This window comes from Sphingobacterium sp. xlx-96 (genome assembly GCF_011007365.1).
Classification (GTDB): Bacteria; Bacteroidota; Bacteroidia; order Sphingobacteriales; family Sphingobacteriaceae; genus Sphingobacterium; species Sphingobacterium luzhongxinii.
In genome coordinates, this window is the sequence record NZ_WFKM01000012.1 from 38,941 (window position 1) to 61,779 (window position 22,839).

At 41.2% G+C, this 22,839-nt stretch carries 19 protein-coding genes; 6 read left to right on the forward strand and 13 right to left on the reverse strand.

The genetic code is table 11. The features are described from left to right. Window positions 1-36 precede the first annotated feature (36 nt). The 8 genes from G7B20_RS15350 to G7B20_RS15385 all read right to left on the reverse strand — a co-directional run bounded on the left by G7B20_RS15350 (window position 37) and on the right by G7B20_RS15385 (window position 9,677). Window positions 37-2,202 carry a mechanosensitive ion channel family protein gene (locus G7B20_RS15350; protein ID WP_164112305.1) on the reverse strand — a complete coding sequence of 722 codons (2,166 nt, stop codon included), beginning with the start codon at window positions 2,200-2,202 and terminating at the stop codon, window positions 37-39. A gap of 11 nt (window positions 2,203-2,213) precedes the next feature. Continuing rightward, window positions 2,214-2,873 (reverse strand): SRPBCC family protein, encoded by a 660-nt coding sequence (locus tag G7B20_RS15355; protein ID WP_164112306.1) that lies wholly within the window; start codon window positions 2,871-2,873, stop codon window positions 2,214-2,216. Window positions 2,874-3,101: 228 nt separating this feature from the next. Continuing rightward, window positions 3,102-3,647, reverse strand: a complete 546-nt coding sequence (locus G7B20_RS15360; protein ID WP_164112307.1) for a PRC-barrel domain-containing protein — start codon at window positions 3,645-3,647, stop codon at window positions 3,102-3,104. 11 nt (window positions 3,648-3,658) lie between these two features. Then, window positions 3,659-3,958 carry a hypothetical protein gene (locus tag G7B20_RS15365; protein WP_164112308.1) on the reverse strand — a complete coding sequence of 100 codons (300 nt, stop codon included), beginning with the start codon at window positions 3,956-3,958 and terminating at the stop codon, window positions 3,659-3,661. Window positions 3,959-4,002: 44 nt separating this feature from the next. Next, window positions 4,003-4,650: a ligase-associated DNA damage response endonuclease PdeM gene (pdeM, locus tag G7B20_RS15370; RefSeq protein WP_164112309.1), complete on the reverse strand. Its 648-nt coding sequence runs from the start codon at window positions 4,648-4,650 to the stop codon at window positions 4,003-4,005. Beyond that, a complete protein-coding gene (locus tag G7B20_RS15375; protein WP_164112310.1) occupies window positions 4,650-7,097 on the reverse strand; it encodes a ligase-associated DNA damage response DEXH box helicase in 2,448 nt (815 codons plus the stop codon). Before G7B20_RS15375 ends, pdeM begins: the two co-directional genes overlap by 1 nt. After that, window positions 7,081-8,682 (reverse strand): ATP-dependent DNA ligase, encoded by a 1,602-nt coding sequence (locus G7B20_RS15380; RefSeq protein ID WP_164112311.1) that lies wholly within the window; start codon window positions 8,680-8,682, stop codon window positions 7,081-7,083. The genes G7B20_RS15375 and G7B20_RS15380 overlap by 17 nt, the downstream gene beginning before the upstream one ends. After that, entirely contained in the window at window positions 8,679-9,677 is a 999-nt protein-coding gene (locus G7B20_RS15385; RefSeq protein WP_164112312.1) for a ligase-associated DNA damage response exonuclease, read from the reverse strand. Before G7B20_RS15385 ends, G7B20_RS15380 begins: the two co-directional genes overlap by 4 nt. A 131-nt stretch (window positions 9,678-9,808) precedes the next feature. Here G7B20_RS15385 and G7B20_RS15390 point away from each other — a divergent pair, with 131 nt between their 5' ends. Together G7B20_RS15390 and G7B20_RS15395 are read left to right on the forward strand one after the other, a co-directional pair. Next, the gene (locus G7B20_RS15390) at window positions 9,809-10,258 is read left to right on the forward strand and encodes a hypothetical protein (protein ID WP_164112313.1); all 450 of its coding nucleotides are present in this window, start codon (window positions 9,809-9,811) and stop codon (window positions 10,256-10,258) included. Window positions 10,259-10,394: 136 nt separating this feature from the next. After that, the gene (locus tag G7B20_RS15395) at window positions 10,395-11,531 is read left to right on the forward strand and encodes a sensor histidine kinase (RefSeq protein WP_164112314.1); all 1,137 of its coding nucleotides are present in this window, start codon (window positions 10,395-10,397) and stop codon (window positions 11,529-11,531) included. A 1-nt stretch (window position 11,532) separates the two neighbouring features. Here G7B20_RS15395 and G7B20_RS15400 read toward each other — a convergent pair whose 3' ends face one another. From G7B20_RS15400 to G7B20_RS15420, 5 genes are all read right to left on the reverse strand, one after another. Then, the gene (locus G7B20_RS15400; RefSeq protein WP_164112315.1) at window positions 11,533-11,787 is read right to left on the reverse strand and encodes a hypothetical protein; all 255 of its coding nucleotides are present in this window, start codon (window positions 11,785-11,787) and stop codon (window positions 11,533-11,535) included. 111 nt (window positions 11,788-11,898) lie between these two features. Further along, window positions 11,899-12,531 (reverse strand): ferritin-like domain-containing protein, encoded by a 633-nt coding sequence (locus tag G7B20_RS15405; protein ID WP_164112316.1) that lies wholly within the window; start codon window positions 12,529-12,531, stop codon window positions 11,899-11,901. 134 nt (window positions 12,532-12,665) lie between these two features. Continuing rightward, a complete protein-coding gene (locus G7B20_RS15410) occupies window positions 12,666-13,349 on the reverse strand; it encodes a DUF421 domain-containing protein (protein WP_164112317.1) in 684 nt (227 codons plus the stop codon). Window positions 13,350-13,670: 321 nt separating this feature from the next. Continuing rightward, window positions 13,671-16,241 carry a phosphatidylglycerol lysyltransferase domain-containing protein gene (locus G7B20_RS15415; RefSeq protein WP_164112318.1) on the reverse strand — a complete coding sequence of 857 codons (2,571 nt, stop codon included), beginning with the start codon at window positions 16,239-16,241 and terminating at the stop codon, window positions 13,671-13,673. 5 nt (window positions 16,242-16,246) lie between these two features. Further along, window positions 16,247-17,668 (reverse strand): AcvB/VirJ family lysyl-phosphatidylglycerol hydrolase, encoded by a 1,422-nt coding sequence (locus G7B20_RS15420; protein WP_164112319.1) that lies wholly within the window; start codon window positions 17,666-17,668, stop codon window positions 16,247-16,249. 413 nt (window positions 17,669-18,081) lie between these two features. Between G7B20_RS15420 and G7B20_RS15425 the strand changes: the two genes are divergently transcribed. The 4 genes from G7B20_RS15425 (at window position 18,082) to G7B20_RS15440 (ending at window position 22,808) form a co-directional block, all read left to right on the forward strand. After that, window positions 18,082-18,855, forward strand: a complete 774-nt coding sequence (locus tag G7B20_RS15425; protein ID WP_164112320.1) for a phosphatase PAP2 family protein — start codon at window positions 18,082-18,084, stop codon at window positions 18,853-18,855. A gap of 105 nt (window positions 18,856-18,960) precedes the next feature. After that, window positions 18,961-19,773, forward strand: a complete 813-nt coding sequence (locus tag G7B20_RS15430; RefSeq protein WP_164112321.1) for a helix-turn-helix domain-containing protein — start codon at window positions 18,961-18,963, stop codon at window positions 19,771-19,773. Between the two features lie 265 nt (window positions 19,774-20,038). Next, on the forward strand, window positions 20,039-20,446 hold the full coding sequence (locus G7B20_RS15435) for a hypothetical protein (RefSeq protein ID WP_164112322.1): 408 nt from the start codon (window positions 20,039-20,041) through the stop codon (window positions 20,444-20,446). Window positions 20,447-20,588: 142 nt separating this feature from the next. Further along, the gene (locus tag G7B20_RS15440) at window positions 20,589-22,808 is read left to right on the forward strand and encodes an ATP-binding protein (protein WP_164112323.1); all 2,220 of its coding nucleotides are present in this window, start codon (window positions 20,589-20,591) and stop codon (window positions 22,806-22,808) included. Window positions 22,809-22,839 lie beyond the last annotated feature (31 nt).

Below are 22,839 nucleotides of genomic sequence, written 5' to 3' on the forward strand. Positions count from 1 at the left end.
AATAGAGGCGAGCTTCATAACAAAAAGAGAAATAGATTATGAAGAGGCTATTTTGACACCTCGGGCGTCCATCTCTTTTTGGATAGATTCCAGAAATTGACTTTTGAACTGGTCAATTAATCCAACATTGCTTACACCGACCTGTAACGACAGCTGATAATTATCCGCGGTCATCGATTGCGTCCAAATTTTGATCGGTATATTTTTATCCACTTCGTCAAAAGAAGTTATAACTTCTCTCAGCCATCTTTTCCATTCTTCCAATTCGATCCCTTTTTCTACGGATAACTGCATATTCACACGTATATCGGAGTCGGAAAATGTCCAATTGACCAACCTGCCGGAAAGTAAATCCCCATTTGGGATAATGACACGAGCTCCTTGATCCGTCAAAAGCGTACTCGAACGAATACCTATTTCCAAGACCTGACCTTTTTTATCCGCCAGCTCTACATAATCTCCAATTTTGAAAGGCTTTTCAAACACAAGTATAATACCCGATACAAAGTTGTTGATGATATTTTGAAGTCCCAATCCTATCCCTACACTCAGCGCGCCAATAATGACAGTCAACTTATCAATGCCCAGTCCTAGAATGCTTATTCCGATTAAAAAGCCAACCACCACGATCAACAGCCTAAAAATTGGAAAAAGAGCCATCTTTTTGCTGTGCTGCTCTTTTCCATTCGGGATATCAACTATCTTCTTAAGCGTCTTTTGCAGCCAATTAGCTACTACGATGACTACAACAGCCAGCAATAAATTACCATAGGAAAAAGTAATATTCCCCAATTTATGTGCACTGTTAAAAAGCTTATCAAATATAACTGATGCTTCGCGGGTGAGATGTAACCCATTGAGCAAGACCAATACGACTAAGAGTGCACAGCAGAAGCGAATGATGCGATCAGCTGTAGCACGCATTTGACGTGCGTCAAATCGTCTAAACCAGGATTCCCTACCTGATAAGTCGTACTGCTTTTGCAGATCATGGAGCAACATGTCTCTAAAAGCCTGCAATGATAGTCCTTGTAACAATCCAATACCTGCTACCAAACTCCACATGCGAGCTATATTTAAATAACCCGCCAAGAGTAATATGATGGCTAGAAAATGACCTAAAGCGATCGCAATGCGTGCGTATTTGTGCAGATAGCCGATAGGATTATCCAGATCTGTACGTTTCCCAAAACTCCACAATAAATAAATTCCAGCTAAATTTGCAATACCGGCACTTACTTTGGTCCAATCGGATTCGGACAACATTAGATTGCTAAACACTATTGCAGCGTAATACACAAACGTAAAGAGTAAGATTCTCTTCTTTAAAACGGAGAGCTCCTGGTAAAGAATCAGACATAGAAAGATAAATATAAGGAGATAACTAACTTCCAATACAACAACTGGCAGCATCAAGTTCGTAAAGGGTAGTAATATCAAAAATAAAATCAACGATTTTAGGATGGGTATCCATATGGGATCATTCTTATGGATGGGCAATTCTTCTGGATTCTCAGGGGCTCTTCTTCCTATTTTAAATATCCAGTAAAAGTAAAAGAAGCTTATTAATAGGACAAATAGGCGGTTACTCCAGGAAGGCATATCAAAATAGGTTAATGAAGCCCCGTCCTTAATCCAATTTTTTTCCATCGTCTTCAAAATGTGCTGTCCGGAGGAACGACTTTTATTTACTACTTGCATCGCTAGCAGCTCCTCTCTCCGTCTGAGGGTAGATTCTTGAAGATATTCCACCTCTTGATGCAGTCGTTCCAATCGTGTCTCCATACGGAGAAGTGAATCGGACAAATTGGGGATCTGTACTTTAAGAGAATCACTGATTGCTAATTCAACCAATCCTATCGTATCATTGGAATTCTGCTTCTTCCGTATGATTTCCTCCTTCAAACGAGCTTCGTGCAGCATCTGCCCTAAATCTTTTAGGGGTCTCTGCATGTCAGATAGAAAGTGCAGTGCACTGTCTATAAATAAAGTATCCGATAGGTTCTTTGTCCAGGATAGTCTACGCTTCACGCTGTCCACTTCTCCAGACCATTGATTTAGCAGTCCTTGCCATTGCTGGACCTCCGTTCCGGACAATTCTTCTTTTACAAAATTTGAGCTATCTATAGTGGAATCAATAATCTGTGCTCCACAATACACCATAAACAGATTCAGAACGAAACAAACCAGAAACTTCTTCATTCGATATACATTTATACATTAAAGTCCATACCTGAATTAAGCAAATTGCTAACATCCCTTAAAAAACGATTCACCTCTCCCCCAACCATACGCCGCATCCCGCTAAAAGCCAAATCTCCCAGTTTTCCTCCAGGAGGAGTATAACTAAACACAAAATCCATTACTGTGACCTGCGGCGCCACGCCCTCACGCAGCTCAATACGCGCAGTGTGGTATATAAATGCATCTTGACGAGCTGACCATCCTAAGAACTCATTTTCCTTTTCCTTAACGACAAACAGTTCGCTTATAAAAGATTTTCCGAGTATCTCCCAATGTGTCTTTTCTATATCGAGCGCCTTGGCGCCTTTCAGCCAAGGCAACAATTGCTTTAGATTCCTGAGATCGTGAAAAAATGAAAAGACCTGCTCAGGGGTGCGTTGGATGATGAGCTGTTCTTTAAAGTTAACCTGCCCATGATTCGTATTTAATCGACGTAGAGTCGACAAAAAAGGCACTTTACCTGTGGCTGCGATATAAAGCAATAGGCCTCCAGATGCTAATCGCCAAAGGGATGGCGCACGCTTATTACTACCCCGCAACAATCGCTGGCCAGCATATAATGCCAATAGTCGGAATAACTCATCCTGTAAACTTTCATTTCTTGATTTGACTAAACTTCTAATTTCCATAACAAACCGGATTTAATTCTTAAAGGTTATTTCATCCCCCAATTATCCGTCCCTCATTACTGGATAATCAGCTTTAATCTCTACAATATCAGTTCTTTCTTTGGAAGTGCTGCGGCATCCTCTGACCCACATAACTAGGACCAATAGTGCAACAATGGAAAGGATTGACCATAGATACCATCCTGAACTATTATTTCGTCTAATATTAGAATGTGGCATAAAACTTTATTAATCGTGTCTAGGCCCCACACGCCCGCCTCTTTGCCATTCATCGCCTTCGGTATACTCTTTAAATGAACTTTCTAAAACTTTATGTACGGCCAACTCCATACTCGAATTTATCCGATCCGAATCATACGATGGTAGATCCATGATTTGCCTTAAAGTAATAGGAATTATTACGATGCCTTGCTCACAGAATGATTTAGTCCCATCGTGTAGTGGAATATTTTCAGGATGATCCGAGTCATCCATTATGCTTGCCGAAATATTGTCCGATGCCGTATTGCTCTCCTCACGAAACTCTGTAATCCTTATCGGTATCAGGATCTGTTTTTCAAGTCCCGCAGCAAAATTTTCATAGTCTACATCTATTACGATGTAATGAACGCGGCATGATGAGGGATCAAAAAGCAATTCAATGACCTCGCCGATCTTTCTGCCTTGTGTATCTTGAACATCCCAACCTCTAATATCAGGTTCACCATCCACAACTTCGTAATCACTACCAGTCAATTCCGTAAGGCGATTATATTTATTTTCCTCTCGTGCCATAATCATATATATTAAATTACCTTATTATATCGGTGTGCGCCCTGAAATACCACAATCTGTACATTAACCTCAGGGGCTTTAATCTCCGGAGCATTAAAGTCTATTCTGTCCCAGTCTGGTTCAGTAGTAGTTATAGCTTCCGTTTGATCAGAGGCTAGATTAGCGCTGGTGTCTATAGACATTTTATCCGTAGACGGATAGGGATTATCTCCCCTTATCCACATAATTAATAAAACCAGCAGGACCAGTATTAGCAATAACCATATCCACCAAGACGTAGGCTTTTTTCTTTTTACTTCTAAATGTGCCATATCAATCTTTTTTTGTTGAATGAACACGTACCATTGATAAAAGTTCAAAAGATCTCTATAACGCCATTACCGACAACAGCAAATAATCGACTGTAAGCGGTGTCTTTTAGGATGTATAACCCGGTCCAACGACCAAATGCGGGAAGTATAAATACATTATCCTGCAGAGCGAAACAGGGCAAACGAAATAACTGTCTCCCTCGACCCTGTATCTGTATACCCGGATGAAGATGGCCCACGATATTCAATGTCTTTATAGGAATGTCGGTCAAGGGTTCGTGCGATAGAATAAAGTGATCCCCAAGCCGGAGGTAATCTACCACTTGAAGGGGAAGCTGATGTAATAGTGCTTCGGGAAGAATATCGTGATTGCCCTTGGTAAGAACAAAAGCTATCTCCTTAAATTGTTGTAAATAGACCACGAATTCGTCCCACTCTCTATTCCAGGTAGAATGAAAGAGATCTCCTAAGAAAACAACGCGCTGCACTGTAAGATGCTCTAGTATACGCGTGAGACGATCGAATTCCTCTTGCAACTGCATAGGGGGAACAAAAAAACCTTCCTGCCTGAAATGTCCTAGCTTGCCCAGATGCCAGTCCGAAAGTACAAGTGTCTGGTGCTCGGGTATGTATAGGACTTTCTGCGCGAATAAAAGCATATTGATGCCCTGCCAATCTATTTGTTTTGTCATTACTCTAACCTCCCTGTCAATTGCAATTTCAAACGATCCAACCGACTTTGCCAGTCTTCATTGCTATATCGCTCGCGAAAGGATTCTGAAAATATAGGGAATGCAAAGGGAGTTAACTTATCCGGAAAGGTTAAAATAATCTTGTGGGTGCTTATACGCTCAAAAGCACGCTGCATCCTTCCTTCTTCTAGCTGAAAATCAAAGACCTCGTCATAGGCTTGACGTAATAGTAAATTGTGTGGATCGTAGTCCTCAAATACCGAAAAAAACAGGCCTGCGTTTGCCTGTAAGTGTTTACTTTTCATCTGCTTGCCCGGATACCCTTGAAATACCAATCCAGCAATTCCTGCGATGTCCCTAAAACGTCGACGAGCCATCTCTTGTACATTGATGCCCGATGTAATATCCTGGTGAAGGTCTTTCGGCGACAACAATTGGGTCATCAAGTCGAGATCTATAGAAAATGGTGTAGCCGACAATAATTCAAAGCCGTACTCATTGCTAGCGATACTAAAGGTCGTCGGCTGTATCTTTCCCAGTCGATAAGCCAATACCTGTGCGAGTCCTTCGTGAACCAGTTTGCCATCAAATGGATATACAAAAAGATGATAGCCGTATTTGGTATGGATGTATTCTATCAAAAGTTCGTCTTCCTGTGGTAGGCCGGAACGTTGCTCCTGTTCCTTAAATAAGGGAGTTAAAAATTTAATCTCCGAACTCTTTCCGGATTTTTTGTGAATATGGCTAAAGCTGTGTCGAATCGCAATCCCCAAATTCGCTGATATCGAAAAACGCCCTCCCATCCAAGAAGGTACTACTCCGGTCTTGCGGGTGCTCGGCTTTACGATTGCTTCTATATTACGAACGTGGATAAGCTCCAACTGACGACCGGAAAACCAAAATACATCACCTGGCTTCAATCTGGAGATAAAGGACTCTTCAATACTACCAAGATACTTACCTGACATAAACTTCACACGTAGCATCAGATCGGAAACAATAGCCCCCACACTTAACCGGTGTCGCATCGCTAATTTACGGCTTTCGACCTTATACAGCCCAGCATCCAATACGAGTCGATGAAAATCGGGATAGGCCGACAAGGACCTACCGCCATGAATAAGCATAGCCATACACTGGCCAAACTCTTCCTTACTGATTTCCGCGTAACAGTGTGTAAGCTTCAGTTCGTTATAAATCATCTCTGCATCAAAGCCGTCGCCTACAGCCAAAGTAGTGAGGTATTGTAGCAGTACATCAAAACTGCGAACGTAAGGAATACGCTGCTCTACAATATGGTTTGCTACTGCATACTTTAAAGAATCGCCTTCTATAATCTCTAAAGAATTGGTCGGCACATAGTAAATGTACGAAGTCTCAAAAGGTCGATGCCCTGACCGTCCAGCACGTTGCAAAAAACGGGCTATTCCTTTGGGCGAGCCGATCTGTATAACGCAATCGACGGGTCGAAAATCAACACCTAGATCCAGACTACTGGTACAAACTACCGCTTTCAATCTTCCTTCATGTAATGCTTGTTCGACCCATTGTCTAATCTCATCACTCAGTGAGCCGTGGTGGATAGCCAACACACCTGCAAATTCAGGATAGTGTGTGATAATATGCTGGTACCAGATCTCAGACTGTGAGCGGGTATTGGTAAATATCAAGGTGGTACCATACCGATTGACAATATTGACGACTTTGTCCAAAAGCTTTATACCAAGATGACCTGCCCAAGGGAATTTTTCCAAACTGTCGGGCAAGACTGTTTCAATGGAAATATTCTTTTTTATAGCAGCACGCACCATCACTCCCTTATGCTGCTTTCCCAAAAGTATTTCCTGTGCTTCTTGGAGATTTCCTATAGTAGCCGATACCCCCCAGATCTTGAGTCGGGGATTGATAGCTTTGAGACGGCTCAAAGCTAATTCTACGAGTACCCCCCGCTTACTCCCCAATAGTTCGTGCCATTCGTCCACCACAATAAACTCGACATGTTTGAAATAGTCTGCCGCTCCTTTGGAAGCTAAAATGAGATGTACACTTTCGGGAGTCGTGATTAACGCATGAGGTGGGGATTTACGCTGTTTCTGACGATTCAAAGTTGAGGTATCGCCGGTACGCAGTTCAACTTTGTAATCCAGATCAAGATCGGCGCTCACCGCCGATGTTGCCTTATAGATTTCTTTTGATAGTGCGCGTAACGGGGTGATCCATAGCGCATGTAATTTATTGGTTTTAAATTTCGCCTTCTTCTTCAGGAACCGATCATCTCCATAATAGTGCTGCAATATACCAAACCATAATGCAAAGGTCTTCCCAAATCCGGTTGGCGCATTCAATAATCCCGATTTGCCACGGGCAACGGCAGCCCAGGTCTCTTTTTGAAAACCATGAGGTTGCCAGCCTTGATTAAAAAACCATACTTCAGCTAGTGGATTCATGTAAAGACTGTATCAAAGTTAATAGATCTTGCTTGGTATTTGCCTCTTGGGCAGTTTTATCCTGCCTCCACCTTAAAATACGTGGAAAACGGAGGGCAATACCAGACTTGTGACGGGTGCTCAAGTTTATTCCCTCAAAGGCTAATTCGAATACCAATTCCGGTTTGACACGACGTACAGGTCCAAATTTTTCGATGGTATTACGCTTTATCCAATAATCGATCTGAAGCAACTCTTTATCCGTTAATCCTGAATATGCCTTTGCAAAAGGAACCAATGTACCTTCATCCCAAACAGCAAATGTATAGTCGGTATACAGATTGGCTCTTCTGCCGTGCCCGGATTGGGCATAGATCAACACACCATCAACCGACATAGGGTCTGTCTTCCATTTCCACCAATTACCCCGTTTGCGGCCCACCTCATAAACACTTTCTTTATGTTTAAGCATCAGCCCTTCCGCGTTGTGCTGCCGGGCATCCGCTCGAAAAGACGCAGCTTCGTCCCAGCTAGTAAAGTGCTTGATCTCAGACAGTCTTAATATATTATATACAGGATATCTAGAAAGGATTTCCGCTAACAGTTTTCGTCTTACCATAAGAGGCTTACCACGGAGATCCTTTCCCTTCCATTCCAAAATATCGTAACAGACCATTACTAACGGTACTTCATCGAGGCTACGTTTAGTAATATTCTTCCGACCTATACGCGTCTGCATCCTCTGAAAATCCAATGGTCGGCCATCCTTCCAAGGGATTATTTCACCGTCGAGTACAGTACCATTAGGCAGAATGCACTGGAGTTCCTGAAATTCAACAAACTTGTCAGTCATTAAATCTTCCCCGCGACTCCAAATAAAAACCTCGTCCTGACGAATGATTATCTGTCCACGGATACCATCCAGCTTGGGTTCGATGATCCAGTCGCTGATAACGGCACTATCGAAAAATGAAAGTTCTACAGGATAAGCCAAAAAAAACGGGTAAGGCAAAAAATGTTTATCTTTTAAAATTTCCTGATGGAATAAGGTGGTAAAACTCTCCTGAAAAGGATCCCAACGGCCCATCATCCGATGCTCAACAACAGCTTCCTCCATAGCTAGATAATTAGACAGCGCTCTGATAACCAGCTTTCTGGACACCCCCACACGGAAATTACCGGTGAGCAATTTATTGAACAAAAACAGGCTTGTTCCGGTCAAGCCAGACCAGTATTTTTCTAAAATAGCACGTTGCTGAGCTGGTAAATACCCATCCATAGCGATAATATCTTGCAAGATGGAAAATAATTTAAATTCTATGGTATGTCTATCCTGAGGTAATACCAAGGCCAAGGTTTCTGCAAGATCCCCCACGACATAGTACGATTCTTCCAACAACCATAAGGGGATGCTCGTCGATTCGGCAATCCATAATCTCAGATCTGTGGTTTTTACAGGCCGCTTAGGCTTATACCCCATAAGCACCGATACGGCAAGAAGCTTTTCAGCCTCCGCTGCGGATTGCAGATATTCAACGATAGCCAGTACCTTTTCAGAAGTTTTCGTCGTAGAATCGATCCGTTCGAATAGGGTTACAAAATTCATTCCTCTCCCTCCATGTCATCACTATAAAGAGTCTGCAATACCGAAGAACGCATCCCATAATGTTCAGTCGCCCAACGCGCAAAGCTGGCTTCGTAACCATGCGTCAGATAAATATGAGAAGCTCCGGTATTTTTTACCGCTTGATTGAGTTGATTCCAGTCGCAATGATCAGATAGCGGGAAACCTTTGTCCATCGATCTGCGTCTTCGAGACCCACGTAACTGCATCCAGCCACTACACATGGCTTGACGATAGGGCTTCAACTTCCTTGTCCAAGGACTACCATTAGCGGATGGCGGGGCTATAATTAAAGCTCCTTCCATCTTGCTCCGATCAATGGCGGACGACAGCCGCGTCCCCGGGAAGTTGTAGCCGATATCCGAAAGGGCATCATTAACATTTGCTACTGCTCCATGCAAGTAGATATCTCCCAAAGATTGATCCAGGTGTGCGAGTATATTCTGTGCTTTACCCAGTGAATACCCATATAACACTGTATTGTAACCAGTTTCACTATTTAATTTCCACCATGAATTAATATCAGCGTACACTTTTTGCGAGTTGGGAAACTGATAAATAGGTAATCCAAATGTACATTCTGAAATAAAATGATCACAAGCAAGCTGTTCAAAGGGTACACTAACCCCATCGTGTTCAAGCTTGTAATCGCCAGTAAACACCCACACTTCATCTGCATACAACAATCGGATCTGTGCCGAGCCTATGATATGACCCGCCGGATGAAAAGATACGGTCACTCCGTTGAGTTCGAAGCACTCTTGATAATCTACCCCTTGCACCGATTGTTCTCCACCTAGCCTGAGCTTTAAAATCGGTACTGTATCATGGTGACAGATATAATGCTGCATCCCCCACCGCATATGATCACTGTGACCATGCGTGATCAATGCTGTTTTTACAGGTCTCCAAGGGTCGATATAAAAATCACCTCGTTTACAATATAAGCCATTTTCGTTGACCGTCAATAAGGACATATTTTATCGGGTATTTATTAAACTATACCTAATGCTAACAAGCGACCCGACTTATTGTTTAAAACTAATATTAGACAATGAACTTTCGTTCGAAAAAACTGTTTTAAAAATGTATCAAAAATTATAACGACATGAATGCAAATACACAAAACTTAATTGCGGGAGCCATCGGAGCCATCGTGTTAAATGCAATACACGGCCTGGCAAAGAAAACAATAAAAAACGCCCCAAAAATAGATGAGGTCGGTAAAGAAGGTGTCACCAAAGCCATAAGGTCTGTAGGTCTGACGTTGCCATCTGAACAAGTGATCGAAAATACAACAACAACATTCAACCTGGTCACAAATACATTGTCCTACCGGATGATCGGCGAATATAAATCGAAAAATCTACTACTAGCGGGTGCTTTGCATGGACTGACAGTAGGGCTAGGCACCCTATCGCTTAGTAAAAAGCTAAATCTGGACGAAAGGCCTGTGACCAAAACATTCCTGACCGAATGCTTAACGGTAACTTGGTATGTATTAGGCGGAATGGCAACTGCCATGGCGCTAAAGGTAATCCGCAGCAAAAGTAGCTGAATGCCGGAGCCGAAAAGCCTATGTTGCAGTCAACGAACTGAATAGCAAAACAAAGCGTTATAACACTCATTTATAATATGTTTTAATACTAATATTAATTAAAAGTTTATGTATTGTGGCATGATTTATGTAAAATATGGTCATCTTATCACTTTATCTTCGTACTATGCTACAATATGATCTGGATTTGCTACAGGTTCTAGAACACTCACCTTTAGCCTGTGCTATCTATGACAATCCAGACTTGCGTATAGTATTCGTTAATGAAGCAATGCTGGCTATGTGGTGTGTCCCAAAAAATATTCTGGGCAAGAGATTTGGGGAAGTGTTTCCTAGCTTCCGCGTAGAAGGTTTTGAGAGCATACTCGAAAAAGTATGGCATAGTGGTATCACCTACCGTGCTACAGATACTCCGGCAGTTATTGTCGACGGGGCAGACAAACACCTCCGTTATTTCGACTTCGAATATAAGGCACTGCTGGATGAATCGGGAGATACCTATGCTATACTACATACAGCTACAGATGTGACTACACGCGTCGAGACAAATAGTCAACTCCAGATCCAAAAAGAACAATTATCATTCAATAGTGATTTAGAAACGTTAACATATACTCTTTCGCATGATGTAAAAAATCCTTTGTCCATTGCAAAAATGGGCATAGGTTACCTCAGACGCCGAAAGGATCAGCAAGCTCCGGATAATCTGCAATGGTTTGAAGTAATTTCACAGGCGATCGACAATGTCGAAAATATCATCAACCAAACAGTACAACTTAGTGCAGCCCGTTCTATTGCAAACGTTCAGGAAGTACATTGTGTGACGGCCAAAATACCAACATGGTGCCAAGAAATCAAGATATTGCATCCTTCTTTTCAAGGCAACGTCCGACTAGGTCATCTCTTGCCTATCTATGGCAATATCGGCGCCATTTATCAGATCTTTATAAACATTATCGGCAATGCGGTCAAATATACGTCTCATGTTGATCAGGCTCAAATCGATATCTATAGCGAACAAACGGACAAAGGCGTGGCATACTTCATAAAAGACAATGGAATCGGTATTCCAGAATCCGAATTGACAAAAATATTCCGCATTTTTAGTAGAGCCAGCAACACCACAGAACATCAAGGTACAGGTATCGGCCTGTGCCTGGCAAAACGCATTATCGAACGCTACGGAGGTAATATTAATGTGTCCAGTACAGAAGCAAAAGGCACACTGGTTCGTCTCTTCTTCCCGGATAAGGTGAAAACTAAGGTATTGTAAATCAATCTTCGGTCGCGTACCTGACGACCTCCTGCGAATACCTATGTCTAAAACTTATCGAAAGATGATCTTCGAGTCCATGCAACCTCTCATAGATGGGACTCTCCGAATACCTGTACTCCAACTCCTTTAAGGCCTTCAAAACCTCTTCATCATCGCTATACTCGCCGAATACCACTTCCGTATGTGTTAGTTTATTGGGCGCCTCCACGCTTTTAATTATTTTGATATTTCTATTGATAACAGCCTGTTCCATAGCTGCACAAAATTTAAAATAGGCTGCCCTAGAATCGAGCCTATTATTTACCGTATATAAAATATAGAAGAACATATTATTCCGTGTTGGGCAGCCTGTCACTGCTAGCCTCTACTCTGCTTTCGAATTGAGGTTAGTATCCGCTATACTCGTCAATAGCTCGTCACATTTCTTCTCTTCTTTCAAGGTTTGCAATAATAATTTGAGCGCCTCTTCATGTTCTAAGACTTTGGCAAAAGCGGCGAGCGTACCATATGTAGCGATTTCGTAATGTTCTACCTTTTGCGCGGCCGAGATAATTCCAGCGTCACGTACTGGTCCAGACTGGGTCTCCCCCATAATGCTTTCCCCTTCCTCGATCAGACCTTCCATGGCGTCGCATTTCTCTGTCTTCGCCTTCTTACCGATACTTTCAAAACACGCTTCAAGACGTTGCACATGTACTTCGGTCTCTTGGATATGCTGGGTTATAGCCCTTTTCAATTTTGCTGAAGTAGCATTTTTCTCCATCTTAGGAAGAGCTTTCAATAGTGCCTTTTCAGCCCATAAAATATCCTTAAGACCATCCTCAAACAGATCTTGCAGATCCTTTGCTGCATCAGCCTTCGCTTTCACCTTTGCGGTTGTAGCGCCCTTGTCAGTTTCTTTCTTCGGGTTATTAGAGGTAGACGACACCTTTACTCCTGCCTCTGCTTTAGCGCCTGTGGTGGAAGTTTTTGTTGAAGTTTTCATTGTTGTTGCCATAATATGATAAAATTTAAGGCTTTATTAGCCGGTGATCGATACTTGAACAACGTTGTCTGGTGTCGGTTGATAAGTCCAATCAAAAAGCGTATTATTTGCCTGAGATCACGTACAAACACGTGTCGTCTCCCCTATTAACTGTGTCTCTTTGTATTAATGGCTATGGTCCAATCATCCTTTCCACAACTTCTGCACTTTGGCAATGCACTATTTAATGCAGGCACTACAAGGCCACAATACATACAAGCAAAAGGCCCCTCATTTTGAGTTACATCAACTTTCTTGTAGCTCGAGGGGAACAACGGTAATCCATACCGCACTTCTTCATCGGCATAAAAAAGTATGCTCAGTGTACCGTCTACCTCCAGCACTCCTTCGCGCACTTGTCCAAGATGCTCGACGTTCAGATTTCGGAGTTCAGAGAAAAACTCCATTTTTGAAAAGTCGTTATCATTCTCATGCTTCGTATCAAACACACCGTCTTTCACCACCGGCAACACCTTGCCCTCCAGCAGATAGGTTACTTTTTGAGATCGAACCGCAAGCCAGGTTACCGATTTATATACCAGGATCACACATATAAAGACAATGACAGCATGTACGATGGGGATATCACCCTGAAACATAGGATCACCTGCTGCCGAGCCTAGACTAATGATGATGGCAACTTCAAAAACAGTTAACTGTCGAACACCGCGCCGGCCAGACAAACGAAGTATGGTAAGAATAAGCACAAACATGATCACTGTGCGTATAGCGATTTCTATGAGAAAAAACACTTCTGAATCGCGGCCGATAATATCCTCTAAATTTATCATACGAGTTGATTAAACAAGAGAAGGCGATGTTTCATTACTGAAACACCACCTTCATTCACACACACTAAATTCCTTATTAACCTAACCTGTTAGTTAGATTTCAACGCACTAACTAATGTCGATTTTTAAGTGTTGTTTCGGACATAGAACAACTCTACCTCACAATCGTTTTTCAATTCGTTTGTTTTTTCAGCAGCTTACATCTCCCCTGTTATAAAACCCTTCACAAACGAAATATATACCCCCATGGTAACGAGCCAGTGATCCCACCAACCGAATAATACGCGAAAAATGTCGAGCTGTCTTATCCCCCGTATAAAACTACCGTTTGGTAATCTTATTGATCACCAATGGTAATGATGCTAGATCGTAATGATTTTCATATATCATATATTTAGGACTCCATTTTGGCGAAAACTTGTCTTTAAACTCGTAAAGCCCTTGATAATGCTTGAACTGAGGTAACTTCTCATAAGCAAATTTTATCGCCCACTCTGAAAACCCCTTCGGATCTTCGATACCGGACATAGCAGCCATCCCCATGTTAAGATAGCTCAAGTTCTGCTTTTTCACCTCTTGAATTAAGGCGATAATCAATGCATCCATCACTCCGGAGGGGGCATCTTCTATTCGTCGAATAAGGTCGTAAGTAGCCTCTCCGTGAACATAATCGGGGATAATATTAAGGAAACCGACGATCATCTCATCTTCATTTTCGATGGTGATTATCTGTTGTTTTTTTAACTCTTCCCAATCGAATGCTCCAGAAGAGAACAAAAGCTCGTGACGTCCTGTTACTGATAGCCAATCATCCGAAACAAACTGTAGCTTTTGTAGTATTCCATCTTTTATGGGAGGCTGATGCACACAGGCTTTAAACCCCTTTTTGGTTAACGTGTTCATCGTGTTACGCAGCGATTTACGGTCTTTTCCTTCCAGGGTAAATTGCGTCGTATCCACTATCGCTTCTAAGCCAATCGGCAAGGCCTTTTTTCCTAATCTTTGAAAGATAGCTATTCTTTCAGCTGCTATTTTATAGTATGCAGTCTTTAAGCCATTGGAAAAGCAAAACTTTTCAAATTCCTTTACTATGGTAGTCACTGTGGCATCATCATTTTGGCAAACGGGTTCACCAAGTGCCACGGCATAGCCATCGGCAAATTTATAAGCGACAAAACCCGGAACGGAGGCCGGGAAAAAGAACAATTTATCATTGTAACTTTTAAAATAATCATCGGCACTACGTCCATATTTCTGTACTAAATCGTAAGCTTTTTGTCGCTCCTCTTTTTCAGAATGACTTTTAAAGACATATGGCTTAATGAAAACATAAACGAGAAGCACAAGAGATGTAGTGCCCAACAAGTTGATCGAATATATAAATCCGGTTGCAAACCTAGTGATAGGTTCGGGAACAGGATCCAACAATAGGAAACTACGCAGGGTACTAACCGTAGCAGATTTCAAATCAAAGTCTACCCCAAATTCTTTCCGATCCAAAAAATAAAAGCCTATAACTCCATATATCAAAACTGAAGTGAAAATAACGCCCGCCGTCAACAGCCCAAAGTTTTGGAGTCTTGCATCGCCTTTTATATAATAATTTTTGTGTGTGGCCAACAATACTATTAATGTAAAAAAGGCTAAAGATGCCTCTTCGTAATCTACACCCTTTGCTATATTACCGCAAAGCGAGATTACGGTGAGAAATACAGCCATCCACCAGGCATTTTTAAAACCTCGAAACAGAAATGCGGCACAACATAAAATCAAAGCTCCGGTAATCATTACTGCTATATTTGAAAAATGGATAACATTTAAAGGTAAAAATTCGCGTAAAAGATGTAAGCGCTCTTGCAAAGGCGGTGTCATTACGGATAGCATATTTACAATTCCTAAGAAAGAAAAAAGTAAACCGGGTAAGAAGCGCATAAAGATATTGCCTTGGACAAAAAAGAAGGCACCGATCCCAAGGAGTAATGGCATCCAAAATTCGAAGATACGATACAGTAGCGTGATCGAAATTGCTTCTGCCCCGCTCACTCCGTACCGTTGTAATACGTAAATAAGTGAGACCTCAACAGCGCCCAGGCCACGTAGGAATGGGGAAACTGAAAAAAATAGCGTCGCTATCGTATAACCGGCCACACACAATTCTAATGAAGGGGCCAATCCGAGCGCACAGATTGCTATGTATAAATGAAGTATCCCTGTAACCTCAATACAAATAGACCAGAAGAGAGTCCAGTACATACTTTTTAAAGAATATCCCCCCGAGCTTATCTCGTGATATAATGTTTCTATCTGCGGACTCCGTTTATACAAAACACGAAACACCCGCCCGCGCTTGATAAAGGAGTAACTAATAAGAAAGACCAATAGTAGACAACCAGCAATGACTGATAATGCTGTCCAGCTGTTTTCCATCCCACCCCTCGCCACAGCAAGATAAACGATCACCGGAACGGCAACAATGGCTAAAGATATAAACCCCACAATGGCATAGATATACGAAGCAAAACCGATCCTACTTTTGCTCACTCCTTTGTGGACAAGTTCATCATTAAAGAACATTAATGACGTAACGCCTCCCCCTGGAAGAAAAACACTTAACAGATTTCGCTTCAAAAAAAGCCGTAATGCCTGTCCGATTGTGATATGGCGATGCACTGCCTTAAACGAACTGATATACATTAAAGCCTGTAGCAAAATGTAGACAAAAGTTACTATTATGCCTAAAATCAAGTAAAATCCTTTGGCATTTGCAATTATGCTAGGTAATTTTTGAATTTCATCACGTTCCTGACGAAGAAAATAGTATCCCAAAAGCAAAAATAAGAATGCTAATATTTCCTTAAAGTAGTATTTCTTTGCTTTTAAATATGAGAACATAAGCATTAGTCTATACGCGTTGCGAGATTAACAATAGCATTAAAGTCATTATTGAAATGATGTCCGCCTGGCAGTATTTTGGTTGTCGCTCCCTCATGAGAAAAGACCTGAACCAGACCGGGGTCGTCATCACTGCCAAATATGAATAGCTTAAATAGGTGTTTTAGACTTTTCACTTCGCTAACTACATTGTAAGCGGATTTCGCTTTATTTAAATTCAACATATCGGCAACATGTATCTCAAAATCCCCATATTGGTCGGGGGCTAAAAGAACTAGATTGTTAACTGACTTGAAAGCAAGAGGACTCAGCCGTTTCGCCACGAAAGGGATAACGCAGGCCCCAAAAGAATATCCCATCAGCGTGATCCGTAGATCCGGGTATTGCTGCAGGTAATGTATCAAAACATGATCTATTTCTTTTGCAGTCTCTTCAGGCGTCTTTTTATTCCAAAAATATTTTTGAGCATCCAGACCGATAACATTAACATTTTTAGATGCAAAACTATCCGCTAACCCCTGATCGAAACTTGTCCAGCCACCATCTCCTGAGATCAGAAACAATAGTTGCTTCCAGGAACTATTTCCCGCTTTCACTATTCGAATAGGCATTTGCGTCTTTAATTCGCCTGTCCAAGCTAATGTCGTTTTAGGTAGTGCTTGCTGAGTTCTTAAAATCTCCTGATAGGCGACTATATAATCAGGAAGCCAATGGTCAGCTATAGAAAATCCATGACCTACCTTTGGCAAACTTACTAACTTGGTATTTCCGATACCTTTGAGAAACTCTGCAGTAGACTGGTAGTTACAGGTTTCATCCTTTAATCCATTCAAAACGATAAACGGACTGGGTACATGAGGCACCTTATTCAAATAATAACGCTCACGCTCTTTTATAACTTTATAAGACAACCCACTACCTTTACAAGGAGGAAGAGACAGTTCTAAATCAGGACAAAAGCCCAATCCGATGCCACCAGCGAATGTGCCTGCAGGTGCTTGAGCCAGCAAGGCATACACCAATGTTGCACCATAAGAATATCCCATCAGTAATGGCTTTTGGTACGTAGGGAAATTATATTTGCGTTGTAAAAATAGGCTCAACTGCTCAAAATCAGCCGCAGGATATAAACAACCTTTAGTTTGCTGATTGAGATATCCTCTGTAGGATTTTGCATCTACACCAATAACCAGCGCTCCCTGATTAGAAATAGCACGAGCCATATTAATAACCCCATATTGCCATCCACCATCCCCGGAAATAAACAACACTAAAGATTTGGCAGGCTTATTCGGAAATTCCTCAGGGCTGTAGACGGTTAGTTTCCCAAATCGTCTATCTTGTATAATTTCTTGTGCTGATGCCCAATGAGTAAATACCAATAGGTATAAAAGGCTCAATAATCCGATTTTATTTAAACAATCCATTCTCATAGCTTATGTCCAAATAGTTAAAATCAAAATTTACCGTTGATAATTAACACTATACACCTATAAATTTACAGTTAAAATCGAATTTAATATCCCATTATTAAAGAAAATCAAAAAAAAATTAAAAAAGACAATTCCAGTTATTGATCCTATTTAATGATTCCTAGGTTGACCTGCTCATAATACGATGTCCTTGTAGATTGTATCGATAAATACGCTCATGATTACATTGAATCATCAACAGCGATGAACCCAACCCGATTGTATCGGGTGAGCTCTTGAATGCTAACAGTAAAGTAAAATGTTATGAAAAAAGTTCTTGATGGCCTCTGCACACCTAAACTTTCAGAAAAAAGCTATAAAACACTTCTTTATTTCTATATTTAGTCAGTGAAAACAAAACCTATGGTATGGCAAACTTAAACCGACTACAAACAGTCTTTTTATTATTTATCTGGCTTTTGTTGCCCATCGTACTGAAAGCTCAGTCAGCAACAGTTAGCGCCACGGATACCATCAAGACGGCCAAAAGCCCGAAAAAAAAATACTATAAACAATTGATCGTACCATCAGTACTTATAGGCTACGGCATCGTGGGTCTTGAAAGCCACTATCTTATCGGGAAGAACAACGAAATCAGAAACGAATTTCAGGAAAATATCGACGAAAAAATCACCATAGATGATTTCAGCCAATATGCCGGTACCGCCAGTGTATTTGCACTTGATGCCTTAGGCATCAAGGCAAAGCACAACCTGAAACAACGCTTATTTCGAGCCGCCTTGTCAAATGCTATTATGGCTACCACCGTAATAACCATAAAATCTACAGGCACCGTATGGCGACCAGACAGCTCCGCTAATAACTCATTTCCCTCTGGACACACTGCAACCGCGTTTGTAGGAGCCGAATTATTGTGGCAAGAATACCGGCATCAATCGATCTGGTACGGAATAGCCGGATATGCTGTAGCCACAGGAACAGGCTTTTTTAGAATGTACAATAACAAGCATTGGTTTTCTGATGTCGCCATGGGAGCTGGAATCGGTATTTTAAGTACTAAAATATCGTATTGGGTACTCCCGCTGTTCGAAGATCGTATAAAAAAGAAGAAAAACACTTACCTATTTCTCCCGGGATATGATGGTAAAAAAATCACACTGCACGCCAGCCTAAGGTTTTAATTTATTAATTTATTTTGCCAGAGTTACCATTTATAGTTATAGACAAATAGAAAGATCATTAATTATGGGTTATTATTAATTTTGATTATTGTATAATTGTAAGTTATGAACGCTGACAAACAGATTATCGTAAAAGACAAAATCAAGGATCGAAGGCATATCAAGATCGTTGAATTTGACCGTTCAAAAAACATCACCCAACCGCATAGGCATAATGGCTATCTGGAACTGGTCTTCCTTTCGTCCACTTCGGGTATACATGTGATTGACGGTCGCGAATCTACCGTCAAGTCCCCCTGTCTTTTAGTCATCAGAAAAGACAATGTACACCATTGGGAATTGGTCAATCCTGTAAAAGGCTTTGTTATCCTTATAAAGGATTCTTTTGTGATGCAGAGTGCTGATTTTGAAATCAATAGATTAGTGGGCATCATCAGTCAATATGATACACTATATTTTAAACAGGGAGCGATCTTTGAAACCTTATTGCGTATACTCGTCAATGAAGGTAACAAAACCTGCCAAGAGGGATTGTTCAAAGCATTCCTGGCCAAGGTATTAGAACATGTAGACTCTTCAAATGAAGCTAAAGCCACCACTAAAAACATATACGACCGATTCTATGCGCTGTTGAATAGTGAGGCAAAGGTAATTAACCACGTGGCTTATTATGCAGTCAAACTTAACACCAGCCCACAGAATCTCAACGCAGTCTGTAAAAAGAACGCAAATCGCACAGCATCTGCACTTCTGGCAGAATATATTATCAAAGAAGCGAAGCGGTTATTGTTTTATACAACCTGTTCCATATCCGAAGTAGCTTTTGAACTTGGCTTCTCGGATAAATCTAATTTTGCTAAATACTTTAAACGCCATACCGGCACTACACCGACAGCGTTCAAAAAGCAAAACTATTAAAATTCCTTTTCTCCGCGTAAGTAGAACCGCTACGAAGCAAAGAAGTAACGGCCTTTTAATACCATTTCCAGCAGGCATACTATATCGCCGTTAAGGGCACAGCTACAGAACCTATAGAAACGACGTATTCTGCCTTTAAAATCGATGGTATAGAAGATAGGTTTACATCTACAGATGCGTGATGGGCGGACGGAGGCAATTAATAATAAAAAAACTCGCGCTTATCGACTACTTCTTGTAATTTTGCCGTTCAAACTTTATTAAAATGCCCTATCAAATTGTATTTAACGAATTTTGTGAACACATAAAATCAAGTATCAAACAAGGAACATTTGCCAAATTGACATTCGCCAAAACGATAGGTAATACGGAGTTAAAGAACATTTATGTACGACTTCATCTTTTAGATGCTGGAGGTTACGATTTCGCGTTAACCTTTTGCTACAAAACAGAAGAGATTGAACATTTCCATACCAAAGAAGAAGTATTTACCGTACTAAGCGACTATATTCGAAACCCGTTCAGCAGCGTAGTGTTATTTACCACCGAAATGGATCTTACCTTTAAAATCAACAAAAAAGGGGTCGGAAGTCTTGTTGAGCAAGCACCTACCTTTAAGAATCCATCCCCCCCAATGTTAGAAATGATAAAAAAAGGAATGGTAAATACATAAAATATGTCAGCTTTATACGGTAGATTTATCTAAACCGTATTTTTTTTCTTCCCCCGTATTTATACCCTTACCGTTAGAACAGTCGTTCAAAACTTTGAGAAGTGACTTCATAAAGTTATATTTATACCTTGAACGTTTATTTATGGGTAAAGCATGGTTGCAGTGCGAAGATGAACCAATTCATCTTTGTGGCCAGATTCAGGGGTTTGGTTATTTGGTGGTGTTTGATTATGCCCTACAGTGTATAGCCATCAGTGATAACTTTGGAGATTGGCTCAACCTATCTGCGGGTGATTTATTAGGGAGCCCCCTGAATGACTTCTGGACAATTAGTAAACTGGATCCCGCTACCCTATCCACTTTCTTTTCTAAATTTGAAGAAGACCCATTATATAGACAAGTTTCAGAAATAAAAATAAACGAGAGAGACTTTCATTGGAGTATTTATCAACTTGAGCATAAAATTTACTTTGAGTTCGAGCAAATTAATACACGCAAGTCAAGTAATACCAAACTATATTCCCATGCGCGGCATTTGGACGCTGCAGGAGATGAGCTTTGGTTTGCACTCTGTTCCAGCATCAGTACGGTGATCAATTTTGACCGAGTCATGCTGTATAAATTTATGGATGATGGCAGCGGACAGGTCATTGCCGAAAAGACCGCCCCCGACATGACTTCGCTACTAGGCTACAAGTATCCCGAGTCTGATATTCCCAAACAGGCCCGTGAATTGTACACCCATTTTATAGCCCGTCATACAGTAGATGTTGATGCTCCAACGTACTCTTTATTAAGCAAGGAGACTGATCCCCTAGATTTAAGTAAATCCAGTATCCGCGCCTTGTCGCCCACCCACCTCCAGTACCTTCGTCATGCGCAGGTACGTGCCAGTGCCAGCTTTTCCGTACTTATGGACGGTCAACTGTGGGGACTCATAACCTGTCAACACCGAAATCCTAAAATGGTCGATCTGGCACAGCGTCACCTGTGCGTCTTCTTGGCTCAATATGCCGTAAATCGACATCTCGCACATCAACGAGAAATAGACCTACAATACAATAAAAAGATCAAATCCTTGGAGTTAGAGTTGAAAGAAAAGCTCTTGGTCAATCGCAAAATACTCGAAGTCCTGGCCGACAGTGCTCCTTCCCTCTGCAATATGGTATCGGCACAAGGCTTGGCAATTCAACACCCTGATGGTGTTTATCTATACGGTGAATCACCTATCCTTCAGCACTTTAGAGAAATTCAATTCGCTATCAATCAACGTAGTCAAAAAGAACTGCTTGCATACCATAATTTTACGTTAGCGGATCAGGCGTACGAAGAGACATTTCCAGGTGTGGCAAAAGTCGTCATATTGCGTGAACCAAAATTTAGTCTCTATTGGTTTCGTAAAGAAATAGAGATTGAAGAAACCTGGGCTGGAAATCCTAAAAAAACTCCTGTGGACAAACCAAGGGGGAAAGTACAATACCCTTCCCCACGAACATCATTCGAGGCCTGGAAGCGGAAAGTAAAAGGACATGCTACGCCATGGAAAAAAAGAGAACTGTTATTTATGCGCCGTATGCGATACATCGTACAGGACGCTGTCATGAAAAGAGTTTCTGAAATACAAGAGCTGAATGAAAGACTCGTAGAAGTCAATAATACACTAGACACCTATAGCTACACGCTCAGTCACGACCTAAAAAATCCTTTGTCTTCCATAAAGCTGGCGGCACAGGTGATTCAGCAGCGAGACAACCTACCACAAGAGTTTCTTAAAAAGGTAAGCACCAATATCCTGGAGGCTGTAGACCTGATGACAAATATGATGCAACGGGTATTTGAATTCTCAAAAGCCAAGACCTTTGACTTTGAATATGACACCATACATCCAGAACCCTTCATCTATAAGATCATCGCCGAAAGTAAAGAACGCTATTACTGCCCAGATCTGGATGTTCAAATAGGACAACTGCATCCGATCGTTGGAGAAAAAACTCTATTGTATCAACTTTTTTTAAATGTACTGGCCAATGCCGTCAAGTATAGCAGTAAGACCGAATATCCGCAAGTGTGCATAAACAGTCATTTCACTAAAGACGATGTTATATACCGTATTACAGATAACGGGATTGGCATCCCTGCAGATGAAGTTGAAAATATATTTGAAATATTCAAACGTATGTCCAATTCAAGTGGCTTTGAAGGTTCGGGAATCGGCCTATCTATCGTAAAGCGTATTGCTGACCGTCTACATGCAGAGATTAAGATTGAAAGTGAACTTGGACAAGGAAGCACTTTTATCATAAAATTTAAAAACCATCTAGTGAAGGATAGCACTCTATTATCCCAAAACATGTCTTTTTAGCGTATCCTACAAGCTTTAACAGCGAAAAAAC